This window comes from Mesorhizobium sp. M7A.F.Ca.US.005.03.1.1 (assembly GCF_003997975.1).
Classification (GTDB): Bacteria; Pseudomonadota; Alphaproteobacteria; order Rhizobiales; family Rhizobiaceae; genus Mesorhizobium; species Mesorhizobium ciceri.
Genome location: NZ_RZRO01000019.1, coordinates 25,289 through 49,295 on the forward strand (window position 1 = coordinate 25,289; position 24,007 = coordinate 49,295).

The 24,007-nt window shown below is 63.3% G+C and carries 22 protein-coding genes; 8 read left to right on the plus strand and 14 right to left on the minus strand.

Annotated features, from left to right (window positions below; all coding sequences use genetic code 11):
• Positions 1 to 40: 40 nt before the first annotated feature.
• Positions 41 to 1,468, plus strand: coding sequence for a gamma-aminobutyraldehyde dehydrogenase (locus EN990_RS11230; RefSeq protein WP_013528020.1), 1,428 nt, complete (start codon positions 41 to 43; stop codon positions 1,466 to 1,468).
• Between the two features lie 174 nt (positions 1,469 to 1,642).
• Here the strand turns inward: EN990_RS11230 and EN990_RS11235 are convergent, their stop codons facing one another.
• The 10 genes from EN990_RS11235 to EN990_RS11280 all read right to left on the minus strand — a co-directional run bounded on the left by EN990_RS11235 (position 1,643) and on the right by EN990_RS11280 (position 11,893).
• Positions 1,643 to 1,957 (minus strand): hypothetical protein, encoded by a 315-nt coding sequence (locus EN990_RS11235; protein ID WP_013528019.1) that lies wholly within the window; start codon positions 1,955 to 1,957, stop codon positions 1,643 to 1,645.
• Positions 1,958 to 2,011: 54 nt separating this feature from the next.
• Positions 2,012 to 2,374: a nuclear transport factor 2 family protein gene (locus EN990_RS11240; protein ID WP_024503372.1), complete on the minus strand. Its 363-nt coding sequence runs from the start codon at positions 2,372 to 2,374 to the stop codon at positions 2,012 to 2,014.
• Between the two features lie 81 nt (positions 2,375 to 2,455).
• Positions 2,456 to 2,935 (minus strand): carboxymuconolactone decarboxylase family protein, encoded by a 480-nt coding sequence (locus EN990_RS11245; RefSeq protein WP_013528017.1) that lies wholly within the window; start codon positions 2,933 to 2,935, stop codon positions 2,456 to 2,458.
• A gap of 110 nt (positions 2,936 to 3,045) precedes the next feature.
• A complete protein-coding gene (locus tag EN990_RS11250; RefSeq protein ID WP_127368386.1) occupies positions 3,046 to 4,599 on the minus strand; it encodes an alpha/beta fold hydrolase in 1,554 nt (517 codons plus the stop codon).
• A gap of 113 nt (positions 4,600 to 4,712) precedes the next feature.
• Positions 4,713 to 5,024, minus strand: coding sequence for a formate dehydrogenase subunit delta (locus EN990_RS11255; protein ID WP_013528015.1), 312 nt, complete (start codon positions 5,022 to 5,024; stop codon positions 4,713 to 4,715).
• Entirely contained in the window at positions 5,014 to 5,844 is an 831-nt protein-coding gene (fdhD, locus tag EN990_RS11260) for a formate dehydrogenase accessory sulfurtransferase FdhD (RefSeq protein ID WP_127368387.1), read from the minus strand. The genes EN990_RS11255 and fdhD overlap by 11 nt, the downstream gene beginning before the upstream one ends.
• Positions 5,845 to 5,846: 2 nt before the next feature.
• Positions 5,847 to 8,759 (minus strand): formate dehydrogenase subunit alpha, encoded by a 2,913-nt coding sequence (gene fdhF / locus EN990_RS11265; RefSeq protein WP_127368388.1) that lies wholly within the window; start codon positions 8,757 to 8,759, stop codon positions 5,847 to 5,849.
• 10 nt (positions 8,760 to 8,769) lie between these two features.
• Complete coding sequence (locus tag EN990_RS11270) at positions 8,770 to 10,326, minus strand: NADH-quinone oxidoreductase subunit NuoF (RefSeq protein ID WP_127368389.1); 1,557 nt, start codon at positions 10,324 to 10,326, stop codon at positions 8,770 to 8,772.
• Positions 10,323 to 10,802 carry a formate dehydrogenase subunit gamma gene (locus EN990_RS11275; RefSeq protein ID WP_023811689.1) on the minus strand — a complete coding sequence of 160 codons (480 nt, stop codon included), beginning with the start codon at positions 10,800 to 10,802 and terminating at the stop codon, positions 10,323 to 10,325. The genes EN990_RS11270 and EN990_RS11275 overlap by 4 nt, the downstream gene beginning before the upstream one ends.
• A 176-nt stretch (positions 10,803 to 10,978) precedes the next feature.
• Positions 10,979 to 11,893 (minus strand): LysR family transcriptional regulator, encoded by a 915-nt coding sequence (locus EN990_RS11280; protein WP_013528010.1) that lies wholly within the window; start codon positions 11,891 to 11,893, stop codon positions 10,979 to 10,981.
• Positions 11,894 to 12,044: 151 nt separating this feature from the next.
• Between EN990_RS11280 and EN990_RS11285 the strand changes: the two genes are divergently transcribed.
• Together EN990_RS11285 and EN990_RS11290 are read left to right on the plus strand one after the other, a co-directional pair.
• Positions 12,045 to 12,686 (plus strand): DUF47 domain-containing protein, encoded by a 642-nt coding sequence (locus EN990_RS11285; protein WP_013528009.1) that lies wholly within the window; start codon positions 12,045 to 12,047, stop codon positions 12,684 to 12,686.
• A gap of 3 nt (positions 12,687 to 12,689) precedes the next feature.
• Positions 12,690 to 13,694, plus strand: a complete 1,005-nt coding sequence (locus EN990_RS11290; protein WP_013528008.1) for an inorganic phosphate transporter — start codon at positions 12,690 to 12,692, stop codon at positions 13,692 to 13,694.
• 11 nt (positions 13,695 to 13,705) lie between these two features.
• On the opposite strand, the gene EN990_RS11295 is transcribed toward EN990_RS11290, so the two are convergent.
• Positions 13,706 to 14,083 (minus strand): VOC family protein, encoded by a 378-nt coding sequence (locus EN990_RS11295; RefSeq protein WP_063169927.1) that lies wholly within the window; start codon positions 14,081 to 14,083, stop codon positions 13,706 to 13,708.
• A 269-nt stretch (positions 14,084 to 14,352) separates the two neighbouring features.
• Between EN990_RS11295 and EN990_RS11300 the strand changes: the two genes are divergently transcribed.
• Positions 14,353 to 15,534 (plus strand): Mrp/NBP35 family ATP-binding protein, encoded by a 1,182-nt coding sequence (locus tag EN990_RS11300; RefSeq protein ID WP_127365781.1) that lies wholly within the window; start codon positions 14,353 to 14,355, stop codon positions 15,532 to 15,534.
• 30 nt (positions 15,535 to 15,564) lie between these two features.
• On the opposite strand, the gene EN990_RS11305 is transcribed toward EN990_RS11300, so the two are convergent.
• Complete coding sequence (locus EN990_RS11305; RefSeq protein ID WP_013528005.1) at positions 15,565 to 16,017, minus strand: carbon monoxide dehydrogenase subunit G; 453 nt, start codon at positions 16,015 to 16,017, stop codon at positions 15,565 to 15,567.
• Positions 16,018 to 16,163: 146 nt separating this feature from the next.
• On the opposite strand from EN990_RS11305, the gene EN990_RS11310 reads away from it, so the two are divergent.
• The 4 genes from EN990_RS11310 to EN990_RS11325 all read left to right on the plus strand — a co-directional run bounded on the left by EN990_RS11310 (position 16,164) and on the right by EN990_RS11325 (position 20,851).
• Complete coding sequence (locus EN990_RS11310; RefSeq protein ID WP_013528004.1) at positions 16,164 to 17,969, plus strand: IlvD/Edd family dehydratase; 1,806 nt, start codon at positions 16,164 to 16,166, stop codon at positions 17,967 to 17,969.
• Positions 17,970 to 18,184: 215 nt separating this feature from the next.
• Positions 18,185 to 19,003 carry a chromate resistance protein ChrB domain-containing protein gene (locus EN990_RS11315; RefSeq protein ID WP_127368184.1) on the plus strand — a complete coding sequence of 273 codons (819 nt, stop codon included), beginning with the start codon at positions 18,185 to 18,187 and terminating at the stop codon, positions 19,001 to 19,003.
• Positions 19,000 to 20,388: a chromate efflux transporter gene (gene chrA / locus EN990_RS11320; protein ID WP_013528002.1), complete on the plus strand. Its 1,389-nt coding sequence runs from the start codon at positions 19,000 to 19,002 to the stop codon at positions 20,386 to 20,388. The genes EN990_RS11315 and chrA overlap by 4 nt, the downstream gene beginning before the upstream one ends.
• Before the next feature lie 64 nt (positions 20,389 to 20,452).
• Positions 20,453 to 20,851, plus strand: a complete 399-nt coding sequence (locus tag EN990_RS11325) for a hypothetical protein (protein WP_082827526.1) — start codon at positions 20,453 to 20,455, stop codon at positions 20,849 to 20,851.
• 146 nt (positions 20,852 to 20,997) lie between these two features.
• Here the strand turns inward: EN990_RS11325 and EN990_RS11330 are convergent, their stop codons facing one another.
• Together EN990_RS11330 and EN990_RS11335 are read right to left on the minus strand one after the other, a co-directional pair.
• The gene (locus EN990_RS11330) at positions 20,998 to 22,227 is read right to left on the minus strand and encodes an aromatic ring-hydroxylating dioxygenase subunit alpha (protein ID WP_063171129.1); all 1,230 of its coding nucleotides are present in this window, start codon (positions 22,225 to 22,227) and stop codon (positions 20,998 to 21,000) included.
• Positions 22,228 to 22,289: 62 nt separating this feature from the next.
• Positions 22,290 to 23,879: a trimethylamine methyltransferase family protein gene (locus tag EN990_RS11335; protein ID WP_024503381.1), complete on the minus strand. Its 1,590-nt coding sequence runs from the start codon at positions 23,877 to 23,879 to the stop codon at positions 22,290 to 22,292.
• Between the last annotated feature and the right edge of the window lie 128 nt (positions 23,880 to 24,007).

Below are 24,007 nucleotides of genomic sequence, written 5' to 3' on the forward strand. Positions count from 1 at the left end.
TCAGCTACTCGCTACTCGCTTCTGTAAAGGGAGAAACCTTATGGACACCCAGATGCTGATCGGCTCGAAATTCGAGAAGGGCACCGAGACCGAGGAGCCGATCCTCAATCCAAAGACCGGGGCGACCATCCTCAACCTGCCCGAGGCCAGCCAGGCGCAGATCGAGGCGGCGGTCACTGCTGCCGAACAGGCGTTCGTCTTGTGGTCGCGCACCACGCCGGCGCAGCGCTCCGGCTATTTGCTGAAGATCGCCGACCGCATCGAAGCCGACGCGAAGGAGTTCGCCACGCTCGAGGCGCTCAACTGCGGCAAGCCGATCAACGCCGTGCTCAATGACGAAATCCCGGCGATCGTCGATTGCTACCGCTTCTTCGCCGGCGCCGTCCGTTCGATGCCGGGCGTCGTCGCTGGCGAATACATTCCCGGCCACACCTCGATGGTCCGTCGCGATGCCATTGGCATCGTCGCTTCCATCGCGCCGTGGAACTATCCGCTGATGATGATGGCCTGGAAGCTGGCGCCGGCGATCGCCGGCGGCAACACCGTCGTCTTCAAACCGTCCGAGCAGACACCGCTGACGGCGCTGAAGCTGGCAAAAATCCTTGCGGACATCCTGCCCGAAGGCGTCGTCAATGTCGTGCTCGGCCGCGGCGACAGCGTCGGCAACACGCTGATCAATCATCCCAAGGTCAACATGATCTCGATCACCGGCGATGTCGCCACCGGCAAGAAGGTGCTGCAGGCGGCCGCCAAGTCGGTCAAGCGCACGCATCTCGAGCTCGGCGGCAAGGCGCCGGTCATCGTCTTCGACGACGCCGACCTCGGCGCCGTGGTCAACGGCCTGCGTGCCTTCGGCTATTACAATGCCGGCCAGGACTGCACCGCCGCCTGCCGCATCTACGCCGGCAAGAAGATCTACGACAAGCTCGTCGCCGATCTCTCCTCGGCCGTCTCGACCATCAAGTACGACCGCCCCGACGATACCGAAAACGAAATCGGCCCGCTGATCTCGCGCCGCCAGCGCGACCGCGTCTCGAGCTTCGTCGAGCGCGCCTCGGAACTGAAACACATCGAGATCACCACCGGCGGCAAGCCGGGCGAGGGCTCCGGCTTCTACTACCAGCCGACCGTCGTCGCCGGCGCGCTGCAGGAAGATGAGATCGTGCGCCGCGAAGTGTTCGGCCCGGTCGTCTCGGTTACTCGTTTTTCGGAAGTCGACGAGGCGGTGAACTGGGCCAATGACAGCGACTACGGCCTGGCGTCATCCGTATGGACCAAGGATGTCTCGCGCGCCATGGCGACGGCCGCCCGCCTGCAATATGGCTGCACCTGGATCAACACCCACTTCATGCTGACCAACGAGATGCCGCATGGCGGGTTGAAGCAGTCCGGCTACGGCAAGGACATGTCGCTCTACGCACTGGAGGATTACACCGCCGTGCGGCATGTGATGGTTGCGCATGGCTAGTTTTGCCTTGTCCCCTTGTGGGAGAAGGTGGATCGGCGCGTAGCGCCGAGACGGATGAGGGGTGTTCCAGCTTGACGCCAGCTTACCCCTCACCCGGGTTGCCAACCGATTTGTGAAGGACAAATCGGGGCAATCCGACCTCTCCCACAAGAGGAGAGGTAAGACCGCAGACCACTACTCCACGATGCGATAGATATTCCACAGGCTGGTGCCAGACACGACATAGGGCTCGATCTCCTTGCCCCATTTCGCGTGCGCGTCGATCTTGCCGATCTTGGCGAAGAACGCCTCCAACTGGGCCAGGCTTTCGACCTGGTGATGGGACTCGACCGTCGCCTCCCGCGCGCCGATCGAACCGGTCATGATCTGGAATTCCAGCTCGTCGAGGCCGACCTGTGACCCGATCTCGCGTTCCCATTTCTTCAACAGGTCGAGCACGGTCTGCTTGTGTCCGAACTTGGCGTCGATCTGCCATCTGGCGCTGAACATCGTCTTCTCCTCTAGGTTTGCGGCCCAGGCCGCGGTTGATCCACGGTTGTTGATCTACTCGTCCCAGGCCTGCACGACGGTCTGTCTTGCGATCCGACCGTTCTTCAGCTCCAGCATCGCTGCGCAGAACACCTTGGTCCCGTCCGGATAGGCGCAGGCTTGGGTGAAGGCGAGGCTGTCGCCGTCGGCGATGGTGGTGTCGACCTTGTGGGTCATCGCCCGGCTGCAGATGTCGTCCCAGAATGTGGTGATCGCGGCGCGCCCGCGGATTTCACGCGGCTTGCTCGGCGGGTTGTTGCGGTCGATCACCCGCACCAGCGCGTCTTCGGCATAGAAGCTCGACAGCATCTTGCCGTCACGGGTTTCGATCGCCTTCTTGATCGCGGCGCCGTCCACTGTTTGGGTCTTGGTCAGCATTTCATCCTCCATTGGCCCGTCTTCCGACCGGGCGGTTGATGGTCGATGTGCCGTCCGGCGCTCATCGCCGGGCAGTGGTTCTTACTGCGACTTCGCCTTGACGGCCGCGAATACGTCGTCGGTCTGCTTCTTGAAGGTCGTCAGATCGACCTGGCTGCCGTTGAGCATCGTCGACCAATGGCGCACGATGGCGGACATCGCCACCGCCTCCTTGATCTCCTCGTCGCTGGCGCCGTTGAGCTTGGCCGCCTCGGTGTGGAAATAGATGCAGTACTGGCATGGGATCTGCGCCGCGACGGCGAGGCCCAAAAGTTCCTTGGTCTTGCCGTCAAGCGCCGTCTTCGGGTTGAGCTGCACGCCCTTAATCTCGGCCCAGGCGCCGGCGACGGCCACATCCGGCAGGGTCTTGAACATGTCCGGCACCGAGCCGAGCGTTGCCTCGATGTCCTTGTAGGCGGCCGCCGCGGACGCGTCCTCGGCCTTTGCGGGAGAGATGGCGAACAACGCGCCGACGCTTGCAGCGATCACAAGCAATTTGAGTGTCCGGTTCGACTTCAGCATTTCCTCCTCCGTTCGCAGCGCCTTTCCCAGCGACATCCGCCTAGCCTGCGTGGAGAGAATTGATAGCGCTTACCCGCCCATGGCCGCTTCGCCCGAAAGCGCCATGGCTCTCATGGCCCGTGCGGGCCAGGGTGCCTGGCCGAAAACGCCGCCGCCGCCGCCCGCGACGGCAGATCCAGCTTGAGCAGTATGTTGGCGACATGGCGCTTGACCGTGTGTTCGCTCAGCCGCAATTCGGCGGCGATCGCGGCATTGCTCTTGCCGTCGGCGACGAGGCTCACCACCTCGCTTTCGCGCGCCGTCAATGCGGCCGGCTCGGCGGTCTTGGGTTTGGGCCGGCAGGCGGGTTCCAGATGCTGTTCGGACGTCGCATGGACCAGCGCCAGCGGCTGCTCCAGCTCGTCGACACTGATGCGCCCGGCGTCGGTGAAATGCAGGCCCGACCCAGCCGCCAGATCGGCGATCAGACGCGACGCGATAATGTCGCCGCGGCCGGCATGGGCGGCCAGTTGAATTGCCACCCGCGCCGTCGTCCCAACGGGTGGACCGCGCACTTCGATCTCGCCGACATGCGCCCCTTGTGCGCTTGCCACGCCGATTTCCTGCGCCGCCTCGCGCAGCGCTGCCGCGCAGCGTATGGCGCGTGCCGGGCCGTCGAAGCGCGAAATCATCAACTCGCCATGCAGGCCCGCCGAACGCCCGCCATGGCGCCCGACCAGCAGCCGCCAGGTTTCCTGGAAGCGTTGGCTGCGTTCGCTCCACATCCGGTCGCCGAGCCGTGCCGTGTCGTAGATGCGTGTCACCAGTAGTGCGGCCAGCACGCGGTCTACTTCGCCCACGGCGCGTTCGCCGGTCAGGAATTCCTCGATCAGGTCGGCCACCCCATCGACATCGCCGGTCCAGATCGGATGGTCGCGTCCGGGAATCTCGACCAGCCGGGCGCCGGGGATCTTCTGTGCAAGGAAGCGGCTGGCATCGGGGTCGACCCGCGCATCGTTGCGGCGATGGATTACAAGCGTCGGCGCGCTGATCACGCTCAGGATATGGCGGATGTCGACGTCGGCGTTCATGCGCGCCAGCGCCGCCGCCGCCGTCGGGCTCGCCGACAATCGTTCGAAACGTGCCCACCACTGGGCGAAATGCGCGTCGTCGACCCGGCTCGGCGCGAAATGGGGCAGCGTGGCGCCAGTGCCCCAGGCTGTCTCCGCCATCTCGATGAAAGCGTCGAGGCGTTCGGGCGACATCACCCATTTGTGGAAATGCGCATAGCCGCCATAGAGCGCCAGCGCCCGTGTCCGCTCCGGATAGGTGGCGGCGAACAGCATCGCCATCGGTGCGCCTTCGGAGGAGCCGAGCAGCGCCGCACGGCCGCTGCCGGCGGCGTCCATTACCGCGCGCACATCGTCCATCCGCGTCTCGAGACTGGGCAGGTTATGCGCGTCGACACGGTCGGACAGGCCGGTGCCGCGCTTGTCGAACAGGATCAGCCGAGAGAACGCCGAAAGCCGCTTCAAGAGCCTGGTGTAGCCCTCGTCTTCCCAGTGCAGGTCGAGGTTGGAAATGAAGCCCGGCACGAAGACGAGATCGAACGATCCCTGCCCGACCACCTGATAGGCGATCCGCACATCGCCGCTACAGGCGTATCGCGTCTCGATCGGCCTCACGAGATTTCCACCCCGGCCTGACGATTTCCGGTCGTCAAACCATAGCAGAACAGCGCAGATTGCGGCAGCTTAAACTTTAGCGATTGTGAATGTAAGCTGGCGCGGCTTGGCGGCTATTCCTGCGAGGCGGCGACGTCGGCAGGGGAGGGCTTGAGCCCGAGTTTGAGGTCGGCCGCAGCCGGCGTGATCGGTCGCTTGATCCTGGCGGAGGCGGCCACCACCAACTCGTTGAAGTTCCCGGTGCCGTCGTCCAGCATTTCGAAGAACTGCCGCCGCATCCTCGGCTCCCAGAACTTGTTGATATGCTCGGCGACGCCGGCAATGCCTTCCTCGCGCGGCTTGGAATGGAAGAAGTCGGCGATCTGGTTTGCCATGCGCACCAGCTTCTCGGCGGTGCTCATAATGTGTTCTTCGTCATGCGACATGCTTGGCAACTCCGCAAACCACCCGGTCGGGGTGGGTGAAAATATCAAAATCGTCGCCGCGAACCAGCGCCACCAGCGTCATGCCGGACTCTTGCGCCGTGCGGATGGCAAGGGCGGTCGGCGCCGAGACGGCGATGATGAAGGCCGAACCGATAGAAGCCGTCTTCTGCACCATTTCGACCGAAACCCTGGATGTCACCACGACAGCACCGGATGCGCCCTCGATGCCGGCTTTGGCCAGCGCACCCGCCAGCTTGTCGAGCGCATTGTGACGGCCGACATCTTCGCGCGCCATGACGATGCCCTTGCCGGGCACATAGAAGCCGGCGGCGTGCACGGCTCCGGTCTCGGTGTGCAGCGGCTGCACTTTCGACAAAAGCTTGACCGAACGGACAATATCGTTGGCATCAAGCGTAAGCTTTGACACACCAACCGCATCCACCGAACGCATCGCTTCCTCGATCGATTCGATGCCGCAGAGCCCGCAGCCGACCGGACCCGCGAGCCTTCGCCGCCGCGCTTCGAAGCGCGTGTTGGCTCGGTCCTTCAGCCGGATCTGGATGTCGATGCCGGCGCCATGGTCCTCGACCTCGATGGCTTCGATCTCCTCCGGCGCAGCTACAATGCCCTCGGTCAGCGAGAAGCCAAGCGCGAAATCCTCGAAATCGGCCGGGCTTGCCATCATCACCGCATGCGTGGTGCCGGCAAAGGAGAACGCCACCGGCGTCTCTTCCGGCACCATGCGGTTCGCCGTAGCAGTGCCGCTGGCGCGGTGCGCCAGCCGCGATACCTGCGTCGTGGCTTTGCGCCGCGCGCTCAAGACTACTCCGCCGCCTGCAAAGACGCGATGCGCCGGCTCTGCTTGGCTTGCTCGTCATAGTCGCGCTGCCATTCCGACGGCCCATTGGAGGCGCCGACCTGCACCGCCGTCACCTTGTATTCCGGGCAGTTGGTCGCCCAGTCGGAGAAGTCGGTGGTGATCACGTTGGCCTGCGTGTCCGGATGGTGGAACGTCGTGTAGACCACGCCGGGCGACACCCGGTCGGTGATCAGCGCGCGCAGCGTCGTCTCGCCCGAGCGGCTGGTCAGCCGGACCCAGTCGCCGTCGCGCAAGCCGCGGTTCTCGGCATCGTGCGGATGAATCTCCAGCCGGTCCTCCGAATGCCACATGCTGTTATCGGTGCGCCTGGTCTGCGCGCCGACATTGTACTGCGACAGGATGCGGCCGGTGGTGAGCAGCAGCGGGAAGCGCGGCCCCGTCCTTTCGTCCGTCGCCACATATTCGGTACGGATGAACTTGCCCTTGCCGCGCACGAACCCGTCGATATGCATGATCGGGGTGCCGAGCGGCGCCTTCTCGTTGCAGGGCCATTGCACGGACCCGACACGGTCGAGCAGCTCGAAGGAGACGCCGGCGAAGCTCGGCGTGGTCATCGCGATCTCGTCCATGATTTCGGAGGGATGCTTATAGTTCCAGTCCAGCCCGATCGCGCGGGCAAGCTCCTGCGTCGCCTCCCAATCGGCGTAGCGCGCCTTCGGCTCAAGAACCTTGCGCACCATGTTGATGCGGCGCTCGGCGTTGGTGAAGGTGCCGTCCTTCTCCAGGAAGGTCGAGCCCGGCAGGAAGACATGGGCGTAGTTCGCCGTCTCGTTGAGGAAGAGGTCGTGCACGACGACGCATTCCATCGCGGCAAGGCCGGCTGCGACATGCTTGGTGTCGGGATCGGACTGCAGAATGTCTTCGCCCTGGATGTAGATGCCCTTGAAGCTGCCGTCGACGGCGGCGTCCAGCATGTTGGGGATGCGCAGGCCGGGTTCGTCGTCCAGCTTCACGCCCCACAAGGTCTCGTAGATATCGCGCACGGCTTCGCCGGAGATGTGGCGATAACCGGGCAGCTCATGCGGGAACGAGCCCATGTCGCAGGAGCCCTGCACGTTGTTCTGGCCGCGCAGCGGGTTCACGCCGACGCCGGGCCGGCCGATATTGCCGGTGGCCATGGCGAGATTGGCGATTGCCATCACAGTGGTCGAACCCTGGCTGTGTTCCGTCACGCCCAGGCCGTAATAGATCGCGCCGTTGCCGCCGGTGGCGTAGAGACGCGCAGCACCGCGGATCAGCTCGGGATCGACGCCGGACAATTTGCCGACGGTTTCGGGGCTGTTTTCCGGCAAGGCGACGAACGATGCCCAATCCTGGAACTCCGTCCAGTCGCAACGTTCGCGGATGAAGGCTTCGTCGAACAAGCCCTCGGTGACGATCACATGCGCCAGCGCCGTCAGCACGGCCACATTGGTGCCGGGCTTCAGCGGCAGGTGGTAATCCGCTTCGATATGGGCCGACTTGACCATCTCGGTGCGGCGCGGATCGAGCACGATCAGCTTGGCGCCCTGGCGCAGCCGCTTCTTGAGCCGCGAGGCGAACACCGGGTGAGCGGAAGCCGGATTGGCGCCGATGATGACGGCGACATCGGTGAAGTCGACGGAATCGAAATCCTGCGTGCCGGCAGACGTGCCATATGTCTGGCCGAGCCCGTAGCCCGTCGGCGAATGGCAGACGCGTGCGCAGGTGTCGACATTGTTGTTGCGGAAACCCTGCCGCACCATCTTCTGGACGAGGTAGGTTTCCTCATTGGTGCAGCGCGACGAGGTGATGCCGCCGATCGCGGTGCGTCCGTACTGGTACTGGATGCGGCGGAATTCCTTGGCGGTATGGCCGATCGCCTCTTCCCAGCTTACTTCGCGCCACGGATCGGTGACCTTTTCGCGGATCATCGGCGACAGGATGCGGTCCTTGTGGGTGGCGTAGCCATAGGCGAAACGGCCCTTCACGCAGGAATGGCCGTGGTTCGCCTTGCCCTCCTTGTAGGGCATCATGCGAACGACTTCGTCACCCTTCACCTCGGCCTTGAACGAGCAGCCGACGCCGCAATAGGCGCAGGTGGTGACGGCCGAGCGCTCCGGCAGGCCCTTGGCAAGCACCGTCTTCTCACGCAGCGCATCGGTCGGGCAGGCCTGGACGCAGGCGCCGCAGGACACGCATTCCGAATCGATGAACGCCTCGTGCATTCCCGCCGAAACCCGGGATTCGAAGCCGCGTCCCTCGATGGTCAGCGCAAACGTGCCCTGCACTTCTTCGCACGCCCGCACGCAGCGCGAGCAGACGATGCATTGCGAGGCATCATAGGTGAAATAGGGGTTGGATTCGTCGCGGGCGATGTAATCGACTGCCAGCGAGCCATGGCCGGGCGCCACGCCACCTTCCGGCTTGACGTGGTTGCGGCCCTCGATGCCGTAGCGGTTCTCGGTCAGACCGATCGACTTCGCCACCGCGTCGAACTCGCTGGCGCCGGTTCCGGCCTGTTCGTTCCAGCCGGTCGGATGGTCGGAGACGTAGAGCTCCATGACGCCACGGCGAATGGCATCGAGCCGCTCGGTCTGCGTGCGCACGATCATGCCTTCGCCGACAGGCGTCGTGCAGGATGCCGGCGTGCCGCCGCGTCCTTCGATCTCCACAAGGCAGACACGGCACGAACCGAAGGAGTCCAGCATGTCGGTGGCGCAGAGCTTCGGGATCTCGACCCCGCCCTCCATCGCGGCACGCATGATCGAGGTGCCTTCCGGCACGGTGATGCTGCGCCCGTCGACGTTCAGCGTGACCTGCTTCTGCGCCTTCGATTGCGGGGTTCCGTAGTCGATCTCTTCGACGAGGGAGGGGAAGTCGGCCTTGATGTTCATCTGCCAGCTCCTATTCGGCAGCCACGCGCACGGGCGCGGGCTTGAAGTCGTCGGGGAAATGGGTGATCGAGCTCATCACGGGGTAGGGCGTGAAGCCGCCCAGCGCGCAGAGCGAGCCGAATTTCATCGTGTTGCAGAGGTCGGTGACCAGAGCGAGGTTCTTCTCCGGCTCGATGCCCGCGGCGAGTTTGTCGATGGTCTCGACACCGCGCGTCGAGCCGATGCGGCAGGGCGTGCACTTGCCGCAGCTTTCGATGGCGCAGAACTCCATGGCGAAGCGCGCCTGTTTCAGCATGTCGGCGGTGTCGTCGAACACCACGATACCGGCATGGCCGATCAGCCCGTCCTTGGCCGCGAAGGCTTCATAGTCGAATGGCGTGTCGAACAGCGCGCGCGGGAAATAGGCGCCGAGCGGTCCGCCGACCTGCACTGCCTTGACCGGCCGGCCGGTGGCCGTGCCGCCGCCGATCTCGTCGACGATCTCGCCAAGCGTCATACCGAAAGCGGCTTCGAACAGCCCTGCAAATTTGACATTGCCGGCGATCTGGACCGGGATCGTGCCGCGCGAGCGGCCCATGCCGAAATCCTTGTAGAAGGCCCCACCCTTGTCCATGATGACAGGCACAGAGGCTAGGCTGATGACGTTGTTGATCACCGTCGGCTTGCCGAACAGCCCCTTATGCGCAGGCAGAGGCGGCTTTGCGCGTACCATGCCGCGCTTGCCCTCGAGCGAATCGAGCAGCGCCGTCTCCTCGCCGCAGACATAGGCGCCGGCGCCGACCCGGATCTCCATGTCGAACGCGTGAGGGGAACCCAGCACGCTGGCGCCAAGAACGCCGGCCTTGCGGGCGATCTCGACGGCCTTGTTCATCGCCGCCACCGCATGCGGATATTCCGAGCGGACATAGACGAAGCCCTTGGTCGCGCCCGTGGCTATACCGGCGATCGTCATGCCTTCGATCAGCACGAAGGGATCGCCCTCCATGATCATGCGGTCGGCGAAAGTGCCGGAGTCGCCTTCATCGGCGTTGCAGACGATGTATTTGCGGTCGCCTGCTGTATCGAGCACCGTCTTCCATTTGATGCCGGTCGGGAAGCCGGCGCCGCCGCGTCCGCGCAGGCCCGATTCGGTCACCTCTGCGACGATGGCGGCAGGCGTCAGCGCCAGCGCGTTCATCAGTCCATTCAACCCGCCATGTTTTTTGTAGGATTCGAGCGACAGCGGATCCGTGACGCCGCAGCGCGCGAAAGTCAGCCGCGTCTGCTTGGCCAGGAAGGGGATCTTGTCCGGCGCGCCCAGCCAGCGTTTATGATGGCCGCCGGTAAGGAAGCCGCTGTCGAACAGGCTTTTGACGTCGGACGGTTTGACCGGCCCGTAGGCGATGCGGCCGTTGGCTGTAGCGACTTCGACCATCGGTTCGAGGAAATAGGCGCCGCGCGAACCATTGCGCACGATCTTGGCCTCGATGCCGCGCTCGGCGAGTTCGCCGGCGATCGCCTTGGCGACCTTTTCGGCACCAAGCGCCAGCGCACCGGAATCGCCGGGAATGTAGATACGCGGGATCATGAGCGCACCTCTGCAACGATCTCGTCGAGCTTCTCGTCATCGAGCCGTCCGATCACCTCGCCATCGAGCATGGCGGCGGGCGAACAGGCGCACAGGCCGAGACAGTAGACCGGCTCCAGCGTCACCGAACCGTCGCGGGTCGTTTCATGAAAGCCGATGCCCAGCAGTTGCTTCAGCTTGGCGGCGATGGCATCCGACCCCATGGACTGGCAGGATTCCGCCTGGCAGAGCTTCAACACATGCCGGCCTGCCGGATGGCTTCGGTAATCGTGATAGAAGCTGACGACGCCGTGCACCTCGGCCCTGGAAATGTTCAGCGCCTCGGCGATGACCGGCAGCGCATCCTTGGGCACATGGCCGAACTCTTCCTGGATGCCGTGGAGGATCGGCAGCAAAGGGCCTTCGAGCCCCTTCATCTCCTGGATGATCGCGGCCGTGCGCGACGTAATCTCGGTACTTGCAGGCTGCATTGTCATGCAGCGCCCTCCCTATCGTAGCGACCCACGCATATCGGCCAAAAGCATCAAGCTGTTTTGGAACAACGACATGCGCGTGCCGCTTTATCGCTAAGTGCTTAAGAAACCAGAGAAAACCTCTGAAATCAATAAAGCGGTTTCGTTGTACGATAGAAATCTTCTATCGTTCCGTTTGACTAACCCTGTCTAGCGGAACGGTTGGCATGGAAATCGTCCGCCAGCGCCATTGCCTCGTCCAGCAGCGCCGAGACCAAAGGTGTGTGCGGTTCGCGCGGTGTCGCCACCAGGCCGACCGTGTGGCTGGCGTCTGGTTCGATGATTGGAATGGCCCGGATCGGTTCGGAAAAGCCGAATGTTTCCGCAAGGTTGAGCGGCATGATCGACGACCATTTGCCGGTGCGGATGTGCGAAAACAGCACGATCATCGAATTGGATTCCAGCGTCGGTCGCACCTGCACGCCGGCTTCGGCCAGATGCTGGTCGATGATGCGGCGGTTCTGCATGTCCGGCGTCAACAGGCACAGCGGCAGGCTTGAGAGCTCCGCCCATGTCACTTTGTCGCGGTCGGAATAGGGATTTCCCATCGCGGTGATCAGTTGGTAACGCTCGTCATAGAGCGGCACGCTGGTCACCCGCCCCAGCGGCTCGTTGTCGAGATAGGTGATGCCGGCATCGATGTCGAAATTGCCGAGCAGCGACAGCACCTCGATCGAGGTCCGCGACAGCACCGAAAAGGTGACGCCGGGATGCTTTTCGCGAAATGGCGTCGTCAGCCGCGGCAGCATGGCGAGCGCCGTCGGGATGGCGGCGATGCGGATACGGCCCGAAAGTCCGTGGCGCGCCGCGCGCATTTCCTCGCGCATGGTCCTGGTGTCGCCGACGATGCGGCGTGCCCACACCAGCACCTGTTTTCCCTCCGGCGTCAGCCCCTGGAAGCGTGAGCCGCGCAGAACCAGCATGACGCCAAGCTGGCCTTCCAACTGCTTGATGCCGGCCGACAGCGTCGGCTGCGTGACGCCGCACACCTCCGCCGCCCGGCCGAAATGCTCCTCCCTGGCGAGCGCGATGAAGAATTCCAGCTTGTCGATCATGTGATCTTTCCGGTCGTTCGCTGCAAGGTCGGGGAAATTGTGCTCTACCGCAAGCGCCACGCACAATTGCCCTGCATCCACACCTTTAAGCCGGCTACCTGTTTCCCGCGGCTGAATGCGGCGCTATGTGGATGAAACTGGGAGATCGACCATGCTGGGCTGGTTCCGCAAGCTTTTGCCGCGCGAAGATCGCTTCTTCGACCTGTTCGAACGACATTCCCGCACCGTGGTCGGCGGCGCCGAGGCGCTGGAGCAGCTTCTCCAGGGCAGGGATATCGATCTCTGGTGCCAGAAAATCATCGATCTCGAAGATGAGGCCGACCACATCACCGCGGAAGTCCTGCTGGCTGTACGGCGCTCCTTCATCACGCCTTTCGATCGCGGCGACATCAAGGACCTGATCCAGTCGATGGATGACGCCATCGATATGATGCACAAGACGGTCAAGACGGTGAAGCTGTTCGAGCGCAAGGAGTTCGATCCGCTGATGCAGGAAATGGGTGGCGTCATCGTCGCCGCCGCCAAGCTGGTGGCCGAGGCGATCCCGCTGCTCAACAAGGTCGCAACGCATACTGTGCGCCTCAACGCCATCGCCGAAGAGGTGATGCGCGTCGAAAGCCGGGCCGACGACCTGCACGAGCAAGGGCTGAAGGATCTCTTCAGGAAGCACGGCAGCAGCGATCCGATGGCCTATATGATCGGAAGCGAGATTTATGGCCAACTGGAAAAGGTGGTCGACCGCTTCGAGGACGTCGCCAACGAGATCAGCGGCATCGTCATTGAGAATGTCTAGGTGATGGAAGCAACCATTGCCTTTCCCGTGCTGGCCGGCCTCGTCGCCGTCGCACTGTTCTTCGACTTTCTCAACGGCCTGCACGACGCCGCCAATTCCATCGCCACCATCGTTTCCACCCGCGTGCTGCGGCCGCAATATGCGGTGCTGTGGGCGGCATTCTTCAATTTCATCGCCTTCATGTTCTTCGGCCTCCACGTTGCTGAGACCGTAGGCAAAGGCATCGTCGACGTCAGCATCGTCACCCCGGCGGTGATCTTTGCAGCCCTGGTCGGCGCCATCGTCTGGAACATCGTCACCTGGATCGCCGGCATCCCTTCGAGCAGCTCGCATGCGCTGATCGGCGGCCTGGTCGGCGCCGGTGTTGCGAAGGCAGGCGTGGGCGCCATCGTTTGGACCGGGCTTGGCAAGACGGTCGCGGCAATCGTCTTGTCGCCAGCGACGGGCTTTATCCTGGCGCTCGTCCTGGTTCTCGTCGTCTCGTGGCTCTTCGTGCGCCAGACGCCGTTTGCGGTCGACAGCACCTTCCGCGTCATGCAGTTCTTTTCCGCCTCGCTCTATTCCCTCGGGCACGGCGGCAATGACGCCCAGAAGACCATGGGCATCATCGCCGTGCTGCTCTATTCGCAAGGCATGCTCGGCGCGACTTTCTACGTGCCGCTGTGGGTGGTCCTCACTTGCCAGTCGGCACTGGCGCTCGGCACCCTGTTCGGCGGCTGGCGCATCGTCCACACCATGGGCTCGAAGATAACCCGGCTGAACCCGATGCAGGGTTTTTGCGCCGAAACCGGTGGGGCGATCACGCTGTTTGCGGCGACCTGGCTCGGCGTTCCCGTATCGACCACCCACACCATCACCGGCGCCATCATCGGCGTCGGCGCCGCCCGCCGCGTCTCGGCCGTGCGCTGGGGCATTGCCGGCAACATCGTCATCGCCTGGATCGTTACCTTGCCGGCCACCGCTTTGATTTCGGCGCTCACCTACCTCGCGGTTGGCCTGGCGAGGTGAGGTGAAGAAATCTACCTGTCCACAAGGTTCAGGATGTTGCCGTCTGGATCCTTGAACCAGGCAACCTTCATTCCGTAACCGACGTGGAGATCGCCCTCCAGCGTCAAGCCCGGCATCTGATAGTGCTCGAAGGCGACGCCCTTCGACTTCAGCTCCTTGACGATGTTGCCGATCTCGTCGCCAACCATCCAGGTCACCGCTGTCGCCTTGTTGGTTCCGGCAAATTGGGAATGATAGACGTTGAGGGTGGTATCGCCGCTTTTGTACACGATCAGTTCGCCCCCCTCATCCTGCACCTGTTTCAGGCCAAGCGTTCCTTCGTAGAAAGCCTTGGCCTTTGCCAGATCGCTTACCGCCAGATTTGCCGTTGCGTTGCTGTTTGCGAGCATAATCGCCTCCTTCTCGGCTTGTCGGTCCCGTGCTGGTCGTTGAAATAGGTCGCCGCGATCGTTTGGCGACTGTCGGCTGGATTGATTGCTGGCCGCATCGGCGCTCGCTTATCTGGAGGACGTTTGGCGCGGATGAAATCCGGCAGGACCCGCCGGTTTTTCAGGCACGCCATGACAGCCATTGCTCCACGGCTTGGTTCTGTCCGGAAACTGCATTATCTCAGGTGCAAGCTGCATCTCAGGCGCAAGCTGCGTAAGGAAAAACTGCCATGTCCGTCACCAAGGAAATCGTCACCGAGCGTCTGAAGACGGTCAACGGACCGGATTTCACCGGCAACATCGTCGACCTCGGCATGGTTTCGGAAATTTTCATCGCCGACGGGAAGGTCTTCTTCTCGATTACCGTTCCCGCCGCCCGCGCCCAGGAAATGGAGCCGCTGCGCGCCGCTGCCGAGCGTGTCGTCAAGGCGATCCCCGGTGTCGCCGGCGCCGTCGTCGCGCTGACGGCCGAGAAGAAGGGCGGCGGCATGGAGGCGCCGGTTCCGTCGCGCCCCGCACCCAGGCCCGTTCCGCCGGCTGCGCCCGCTGCCGCCGCGCCGCGTGCGGCTCCGCACGCGCCGGCCTCGCACAGCTCGGGCAAGCGTGGCGTACCCGGTATCGAGGGGATCATTGCCGTTGCTTCCGGCAAGGGCGGCGTCGGCAAGTCGACCACCGCCGTCAACATCGCGCTCGGCCTCGCCGCCAACGGCCTGCGCGTCGGCGTGCTCGATGCCGACATCTACGGCCCGTCCATGCCAAGGCTGCTCAACATCCACGGCCGGCCGCAGACCGTCGACGGCAAGATCCTGAAACCGATGGAGAATTACGGCCTGAAGGTGATGTCGATGGGTTTCCTCGTCGACGAGGAAACGCCGATGATCTGGCGTGGCCCGATGGTGATGTCGGCACTGACGCAGATGCTGCGTGAAGTCGAATGGGGCCGTCTCGACGTGCTCGTCGTCGACATGCCGCCCGGCACCGGCGACGCGCAGCTGACCATGGCCCAGCAGGTGCCGCTGGCTGGCGCCGTCATCGTCTCGACGCCGCAGGACTTGGCCCTGATCGACGCGCGAAAAGGCCTCAACATGTTCAAGAAGGTCGACGTGCCGCTGCTCGGCATCGTCGAGAACATGAGCTATTTCATCGCCCCGGACACCGGCAAGCGCTACGACATCTTCGGTCATGGCGGGGCGCGGCGCGAGGCCGAGCGCCTTGGCGTCACCTTCCTCGGCGAGGTGCCGCTCGAGATGGGCATTCGCGAAAGCTCGGATGCCGGCACGCCGGTTGTCGTCTCCAAGCCCGACGGCGCCGAGGCGAAAATCTACCGCGACATCGCCTCGAAGGTCTGGGACCGGGTTAACGAAGAGCGTGGTGCTGCGGCAGCGGCGGTGCCGAGTATTGTTTTCGAGTAGCTTGTTCGGTAGCCGCCGCCGCTCTGCAGCCTAGGCCGCGCCGACCTTCTCGCCGAAACTGGAAAAAAACTGTCCGGCCAGTTTCTTCGAGGTCGATTCGATCAGCCGGCTGCCGAGTTGGGCGATCTTGCCGCCGACATCGGCCTTGGCCGCGTAGTTCAATATCGTGGCGTCGGGTCCATCTGCCGTCAGCGTCACGTCGGCGCCACCCTTGGCGAAGCCTGCAATGCCGCCCTTGCCTTCGCCCTGGATGGTGTAGGAGTGCGGCGGCTTCAGGTTCTTCAGCGTCACTTCGCCGTTGAACGTCGCCTTGATCGGTCCGATCTTCACCACCACGGTTGCCGCCATCTCGGTCGGCGACTTCATCTCCAGGCTCTGGCAACCGGGAATGGTCGCCTTCAAGACCTCGGGATCGTTCAGCGCTTCCCACACTTTTTGCAGCGGTGCGGCAATGCGCTCCTCGCCTTCGATCACCAAAGCCATGAAAACCTCCCGGACAAGACTGTCCGAACCCGTAACGCACGGCTTAGTGCGTGTCTATCGCACCAAAGTCCGGTTGCGACCGCACGCCCTCTTGCCTGCTCCCGCGCGTTGCCATATCGATTTGTCTTACAAATACGGAGACCATGATGGCAGGCGCCCCCACCCATAAGAAAAAATTTCGCTCGCAGGAGTGGTTCGACAATCCCGACAATCCGGGCATGACGGCTCTCTATCTCGAGCGCTATCTCAATTACGGCCTGACGCGCGCCGAACTGATGTCCGGCAAGCCGCTGATCGGCATCGCCCAGACCGGCTCGGATCTGTCGCCCTGCAACCGTCATCATATCGAACTGGCCAAGCGTGTGCGCGAAGGCATCGTCTCGATGGGCGGTATTCCGTTCGAGTTCCCCTGCCATCCGATCCAGGAGACCGGCAAGCGCCCGACCGCAGCGCTCGACCGCAACCTTGCCTATCTCAGCCTGGTCGAGGTGCTTTACGGCTACCCGCTCGATGGCGTCGTGCTGACCATCGGTTGCGACAAGACGACGCCGGCGCTGCTGATGGCAGCGGCCACCGTCAACATTCCGGCGATCGCGCTGTCGGTCGGGCCGATGCTCAATGGCTGGCACAAGGGCAAGCGCACCGGCTCCGGTACCATCGTCTGGGAATCACGCCAGCGCCTGTCGGCCGGCGAGATCGATTATGACGAGTTCATGGACATCGTCGCCTCGTCGGCGCCGTCCACCGGCTATTGCAACACCATGGGCACCGCCACCACGATGAACTCGCTGGCCGAGGCGCTTGGCATGCAGTTGCCGGGCTCGGCCGCCATTCCCGCGCCCTACCGCGAGCGTGGCCAGATTTCCTATGAGACCGGAAAACGCATCGTCGAGATGGTGCATGAGGATCTGAAGCCGTCCGACATCATGACGAGAGAGGCTTTCGAGAACGCCATCGTCGTCAATTCGGCCATTGGCGGCTCGACCAACGCGCCGATCCATCTCAACGCCATCGCCCGCCACCTTGGGGTCAAGCTCGACAATGACGACTGGCAGACGGTCGGCCTCAATGTGCCGCTGCTGGTCAATTTGCAGCCGACGGGCGAATATCTTGGCGAGGACTACCATCATGCCGGCGGCGTGCCGGCGGTCATTGCCGAACTGATGAAGGGCGACCTGTTGCCGCATCCCGGCGCACGCACCGTCAACGGCAAGTCGATCGGCGAGAATAGCGAGGGCGTCGCCAACGAAAACCCCGACGTCATCCGCTCTGTCGCCAAGCCGCTGAAGGCCAATGCCGGCTTCATCAATCTTCGGGGCAATCTGTTCGATTCGGCGATCATGAAGACCAGCGGCATCTCGCCCGAGTTTCGCGAGCGCTATCTGTCCAATCCTAGGGATCCCGAGGCTTTCGAAGGCAACGCCATGGTTTTCGACGGGCCGGAGGATTACCACGCCCGCATCGACGACCCGGCGCAAGGCATCGACGAACACACCATCCTGTTCATGCGCGGCGCCGGCCCGGTCGGCTATCCCGGCGGTGCCGAGGTCGTCAACATGCAGCCGCCGGCCTATCTCATCAAGAAGGGCATCCACGCGCTCGCCTGCATCGGGGACGGCCGCCAGTCGGGCACGTCGGGTTCGCCGTCGATCCTCAACGCCTCGCCGGAAGCGGCGATCGGCGGCGGACTGGCGCTGCTCAAGACGGGCGACCGGGTCCGCATCGACTTGCGCAAGGGCACGGCCGACATCCTCGTCACCGACGACGAGATCACCCGGCGCCGCGCCGAACTGCAGAACAATGGCGGCTTCCACTATCCCGAGCACCAGACGCCCTGGCAGGAGATCCAGCGCGGTATGGTCGCGCAGTTTTCGGAGGGAATGGTGCTGAAGCCGGCGGTGAAATACCAGGATGTCGCGCACACCAGCGGTGTCCCCAGGGACAATCATTGATTCTGGATCGACGGATGGCGGCTTGATCAAATCAGGCCGCCGTCGGTTTTCCGGTCAGCGTGTTGCATCGCGGCCGGGTAGGTCGAGAACGGCCACCGTCCTTGACAAGCGCGCCCAACAAATCCACCATCATGACAAGGGGTGCATCGCGACGACCCCGTGAGGCGTCAGCCCAACGTTCGCGTCCAAGCTTCTCTTTTCAGGAGGTGGACGCCATGCCGTCAACAACCGCTATCACCGTACCGCAATTGTCCCGGCTCATAGGTCTGCCGGGCGCCCCAGTCATTGTCGATGTTCGCATAGATGAAGATTTCGACGCCGATCCGCGGCTGTTGCCGGCGTCGTGCCGTCGCGATTTCAAAACCGTTTCAACCTGGGCGGCCACGTTCGCCGGCAAGCCGGTGGCCGTCGTTTGCCAGAGGGGGCAAAAGCTCTCGCAAGGCGTGGCCGCATGGCTGCGCCATGAGGGGATATCAGCTGAATCTCTCGAAGGCGGGTTTGATGCCTGGCGCGATGCCGGAGGGCTTTTGGCCCGCACCGCCAAGATGCCGCCACGCAATGAAAAGGGCGCCACCGTCTGGGTGACGCGATCGCGCCCGAAGGTCGACCGCATCGCTTGCCCGTGGCTGATCCGGCGTTTCGTCGACCCCGACGCGGTGTTCCTGTTCGTCGAACCCGCTGAAGTGTTGGCTGTTGCCGACCGCTTTCAGGCCGTGCCGTTCGACATCGACAATGTGTTTTGGAGCCATCGCGGCGAGCGCTGCACCTTCGACACGATGATCGAGGAGTTCGGGCTGGAATCCGTGGCGCTCGATCGCCTCGCTGCAATCGTGCGGGCGGCCGACACTGCAAGCCTCGACCTGGTGCCTCAGGCGGCCGGCTTTCTGGCTGCCTCGCTTGGTTTGTCGCGTATGTACCGCGACGATCTGGAACAACTGGAAGCAGGCATGCTGCTCTACGACGCGTTCTTCCGCTGGTGTCGCGACGCCACCGAAGAAACGCACAACTGGCCGGCTGCGGGTAAGCCGTCGTGACCGCTCTTGTCCCGGACAATAAGGCGGGAACCGTCCCGGTGCCGGCTGCACCGACCTTCACCGAGGCCGTGAAGGTCTGGGCGAAAATCGGATTGCTCAGCTTTGGCGGTCCGGCCGGGCAGATCGCGCTGATGCACAAGGAACTGGTCGAGGAGCGGCGCTGGATCGGTGAGCGGCGTTTCCTGCACGCGCTGAACTACTGCATGCTGCTGCCTGGCCCGGAAGCCCAGCAACTCGCCATCTACATCGGTTGGCTGCTGCACAGGACGGCCGGCGGCCTTGTCGCCGGCATCCTGTTCGTCTTGCCGGGCGCGCTCGTCATGCTCGCCTTGAGCAGCCTCTACGTCCTCTATGGCGACGTGCCGCTTGTCGCGGCGCTATTTTTCGGGGTCAAGGCGGCTGTGCTTGCCATCGTCGTCGAGGCGGTGGTCCGGATCAGCCGGCGTGCCCTCAAGAACCGGGTCATGGTGTCGATCGCGGTCGCGGCGTTCATCGCCATCTATGCGTTGAATGTGCCCTTTCCGCTCATCGTCCTGCTAGCCGGCCTGACGGGATGGCTGGGGGATCGCATTGCTCCCGCCCTGTTTTCCGGCTCGGCCCATGGCAAGGACGATGTTGCCGACTTCAAGGGAGCGGTCGACCTGATGTTCGAGCGTGGCGAACTGGCCCATGTCAAACCGACCAGATGGCATGCACCGCGCACCGTCGCCATCTGGCTGCCGCTCTGGCTCGGGCCTGTTCTTTTGATCTGGTGGTTCACCGGCTCTGCAAGCGTCTGGACCGAGATAGGCCGGTTCTTCAGTCTCATGGCTGTCGTCACCTTCGGTGGCGCCTATGCGGTCCTCGCTTATGTCGCACAGGCAGCCGTCCAGTCCTTCGGCTGGCTGGCGCCGGGTGAAATGGTCGATGGCCTTGGGCTCGCCGAAACGACGCCAGGGCCGCTCATCCTGGTGCTGCAGTTCGTCGGCTTCATCGCCGCGTTCCGCCATTCCGGCTCGCTGGACCCGTTGGTTGCCGGATCGCTGGGGGCTTTGCTCACTCTGTGGGTGACGTTCACGCCTTGCTTCTTCTGGATATTCCTCGGTGCGCCCTACATCGAGGCCTTGCGCGGCAACAAGGCACTGTCGGCCGCACTGGGCGCGATCACCGCCGCCGTTGTCGGGGTAATTATGAATCTGGCCCTATGGTTTGCCTTGCACGTCATCTTCCGTGAGGTGCACGCGACGGGCCTTGGCATGAACGTGCCGGTGCCTTCGTCGATCGACTGGCGCGCGGCCTTGCTTTCCGTGGCCGCCATGGTCGCCATCCTGAAGCTGAAAGTCGGCATGCTGCCGACACTCGCGCTATCCGCCCTTGCAGGGATCTTGCTGGCGGCGGCTGGTTAGACAGCACCGCCTTTGCAATCCGCTTGCCCACCACCTAAGTGGGCTGGAAATGGAAGGAAACATCATGGCCGGACGGCGATCTTCCCTCGGCTTCCTCGGAGTGTTCGGCCGTTCGGGCGACTTGAGGCAGCTCGACGATGCATTGCGCGGCGCCGATCTGCATCCAGCCCTTGTGCCGGAGGGCGTGAAGCTTACCCTCGTCAATCTCATGAAGGATCGCTGGCCCGACGAGCCGCCACCGGGCACCTATGCGTCGGTGGCACAATTATGCAGCTATTGCATCGCGGGTCCCGAAACCTTCGAGCAAGCCAATGGCCATGAGCGGGCGCTGGGAGCCGAGCGCCGCATCGAGGCGGCGCTTGAAGCCGGTGACAGCCTCGACGCGCAGATCGTGCTGATGACGCTGCATGCCAAGCTCATCAACCCCGAAGTCGTCGACCGATACGGGCTCAGCGCGGAATGACGCGAAAGGCAAGATCTGCCTGATTCTCCTAGAGCAATTCTAGGAAAAGTGTGAGCGGTTTTCCGTCTAGAATTGCGTCAAAACAAAGAGTTAGAGCAGATCGCCGTTTCCGTGAAACGGTGAATGCTCTAAGGCAGCCGAGCCGTTCAGGCCCGGCTGATCTCCTCGAGATACCAGCCGATGTAGCGCAGTTCGTTGTATTCCATCGGCGCGATAGGTCCGGGCACGAAATAGTGCGAGCGCACGCCGCGCGCGGTGTGCTCGATGATCTTCTTGTCCTCTTCGGTGGTGATCTTCCACAGCCAGGTCAGCTTCTCCAGATCGTAATCCTGGCCCTCGACCGCGTCGCCGCGCACCAGCCAGATCAGCTCCATCTCGCAGGTGCCAGCCGTTTTCGGGATGAAGCGGTAGATCATGCCGTGATCGGGATAGCATACGAGGAAGGTCGTGCCGCCGAGATGGATGGAAGTGACGCCACCGTCATAGTCGGAGAAGCGTCCCATCAGCGGGGCCACCGGCGATCCATCCTGGCTGCCGCTCGAAACGCCGTCATAGAGCGCATAGCGGAAGGTGTGGATTGCTTCCTGGCCGGCCGCCGAGTTCTGCCAGCGGTTGGCGCTGCCGATCTCGATGCCGAGCGCGCAGGTGCGTTGCTCCATCGCCGCATTGAGCTGCTCGATCATTTCTGCCGGCTTTTCCAGCGCATGCGTCTGCGAATATTCCGGATGCGCCGGCCCGCAATGGTAACATTCGACATAGTTCTCGACGGCGAGCTTCCAGTTGGCGTCGAGCGGATAGGACTGACGATACGCAACCTTGGCGTCGCCCCAGCCATACTGGCCGCAGCTCGTTCGCAGCGACTGTTCGATAGGATCGAAATCGAGCGGCGTCTCGGCGAAGGAAATGAAGACCAGACCGGATGCGACGCGGGCATGAAGCTTCTTCAGGCCGTGCGCCGTGCGGTCGAAATCCTTCGGCATCAGGCGGGCAGCGCGCAACGATCCGTCATTGGAATAGGCCCAGGCGTGGTAGGGGCACACGAACATCTTCGCGTTGCCCTTCTGCTTGGTGCAGACCTCGGCGCCGCGGTGGCGACAGACGTTGAGCATGGCATGCACGGTGCCATCCATGCCGCGTGTCAGGATGACCGCCTCGTCGCCCAGTTTGAACAGCTCGAAATCGCCGGGGTTCGGGATAACGCTGGCGTGGGCCAGGCAATGCCAGTGGCGGCGAAAGACCCGTTCCATGTCGCGCTCGAAGATCGCCGGGTCATGATAGAAGGCACGCACCAGGCCGTGGCCTGGCCGATGAGATGCCACCAGCCGATCGATCGCGTCGCCGTCGGTGGGGGCTTGCTGGATAGGATGCACACTCATTTGTCGTTCTGCCCGATGGTTGGTCGTGTATGGCTGTATGGCTGCACGAGACTTGTCTCCGGTCAGCCGCCCATATGCGTGCGCGGCAGGTGGATCAGGTTGCCGAAACGGGCACGCAATCTGTCGTCGACCTGTTTTGGCACATGGCGCGGAAATCGTTCGGCAAGAATGCGCTTCTTCTCGGTGATCGCACGCAGCAATATATCAGGCCGGCCTTTTTCGTTCCATTCCTTCGGCGAGGAACGATCGCCGAGGGCAGGATAGAAGTGCTCGGTCTGCATCAGCTTGAGCGTTTGTTCGTTGTCGAGATAGTGGCCCGGACCCTTGAGGCAGACCTCCGCGATGCTGTCGATCGACAGGGCCTCGTCAGTCACGTCGATGCCACGCGCGCAGCCCAGGCAATGACCGAGCATGTCGTTGTCGATGACCAGGCTCTCCAGGCAGAAGCCGAGCAGCGAGGCATGCATGCCGGCCGCCTCATAGACGAGGTTGAGGCCGGAGAGGCCGGCCATCACATTGGTGATGCCCTTTTCGTAGCCGGACTGAATGTCGGGCAATTTCGAATCCGTCATGCCGGCGGCGGAGCCACCGGGCAGGTCGTAGAATTGCGCCATCTGGGCACAGGCCGCCGTTGCCACCGACTGCTCGGCCGACCCGCCGGCCATGGCGCCGGTGCGCAGGTCGGACATGAACGGCCATGCGCCGAAGATCGCCGGATGGCCGGGCTTGAGCGCGTTGACATAGACCAGGCCGGCCAGCACTTCGGCCACTGCCTGCACGACGGCGCCGGCCATCGCCGCGGGTGCCGTCGTGCCGGACTGGCCGGTCGACAGCAGCAGGATCGGGATGCCGCCTTCGACGCAGGCCTCAAGCACGCCGCACGCATCCTCGGCGAACCTCATCGGCGGCACGACGAATGAATTGGAGTTGGAAACGAATGGCCGGGCGCGGAAATTCTCCTCGCCTCCGGCGATGGCGTACAGCATTTCAAGTGCAGGCTTCACGTTCTCACGCACCGTGAAGGATGTTCCGACGTGCTTCGATGTTCCCATCACACAGGCATAAAGCGTGTTGAAATCCATCTCGAGCGGATCGGCGATGTCGCGCGCCACCATCGGCCGCTGGAAGAAATGAATGTTGTCCAGCCCGTCGACGATGCGGGCGGCATCATAAATATCCTGCAGCTTGGATTCGCGGTACTCACGCTTCTCCAGATCCACCAGGTGCACGGCGATGCCTGCCGTGCCGTAGTGCACGCGCTTGCCCTGGACCACCATGTCGTGCCTGGGGTCCTGGCCATGAAGCGTGAAATGTCGTGCCGCCCGCTTGATGGTGTCGAGCACGAGCGCGCGCGGAAAGCGGACCCGGCCATCGTCGCCATGGATCGCCCCCACCTTGGTCAGCACCTTTATGCAGGAAGGAATGGCGTTGGCGAAACCCACTGTCTCCAGAAGCGTCAGTACGCCTTCGTGGATACGCTCGCGGTCATCCCCGCGAAGCGGCCCGTAGCCGCCGCCCTCGATGGCCTTGTGCTGTGGTCTGGTATCCTCCACCAGGGGAGATGATCGCATGGCATGTCCTGTTTCGCGAAGACCGGAGCGTTGTGGACGACGGTTCGCCGGCGTGTCCTGCTGTTCGACAGCCACTGGCATGGAGCACTCCAACTTCGTCGGCAGGAACTCGTGGCGGTTGGTCCACCATCGGCCTGCTTCTTCCCCTGATGACGCCGACTATGCCGCCGGCACTGGCCCATCCTATGGGCCAGCTGGCTCAGTTCCAT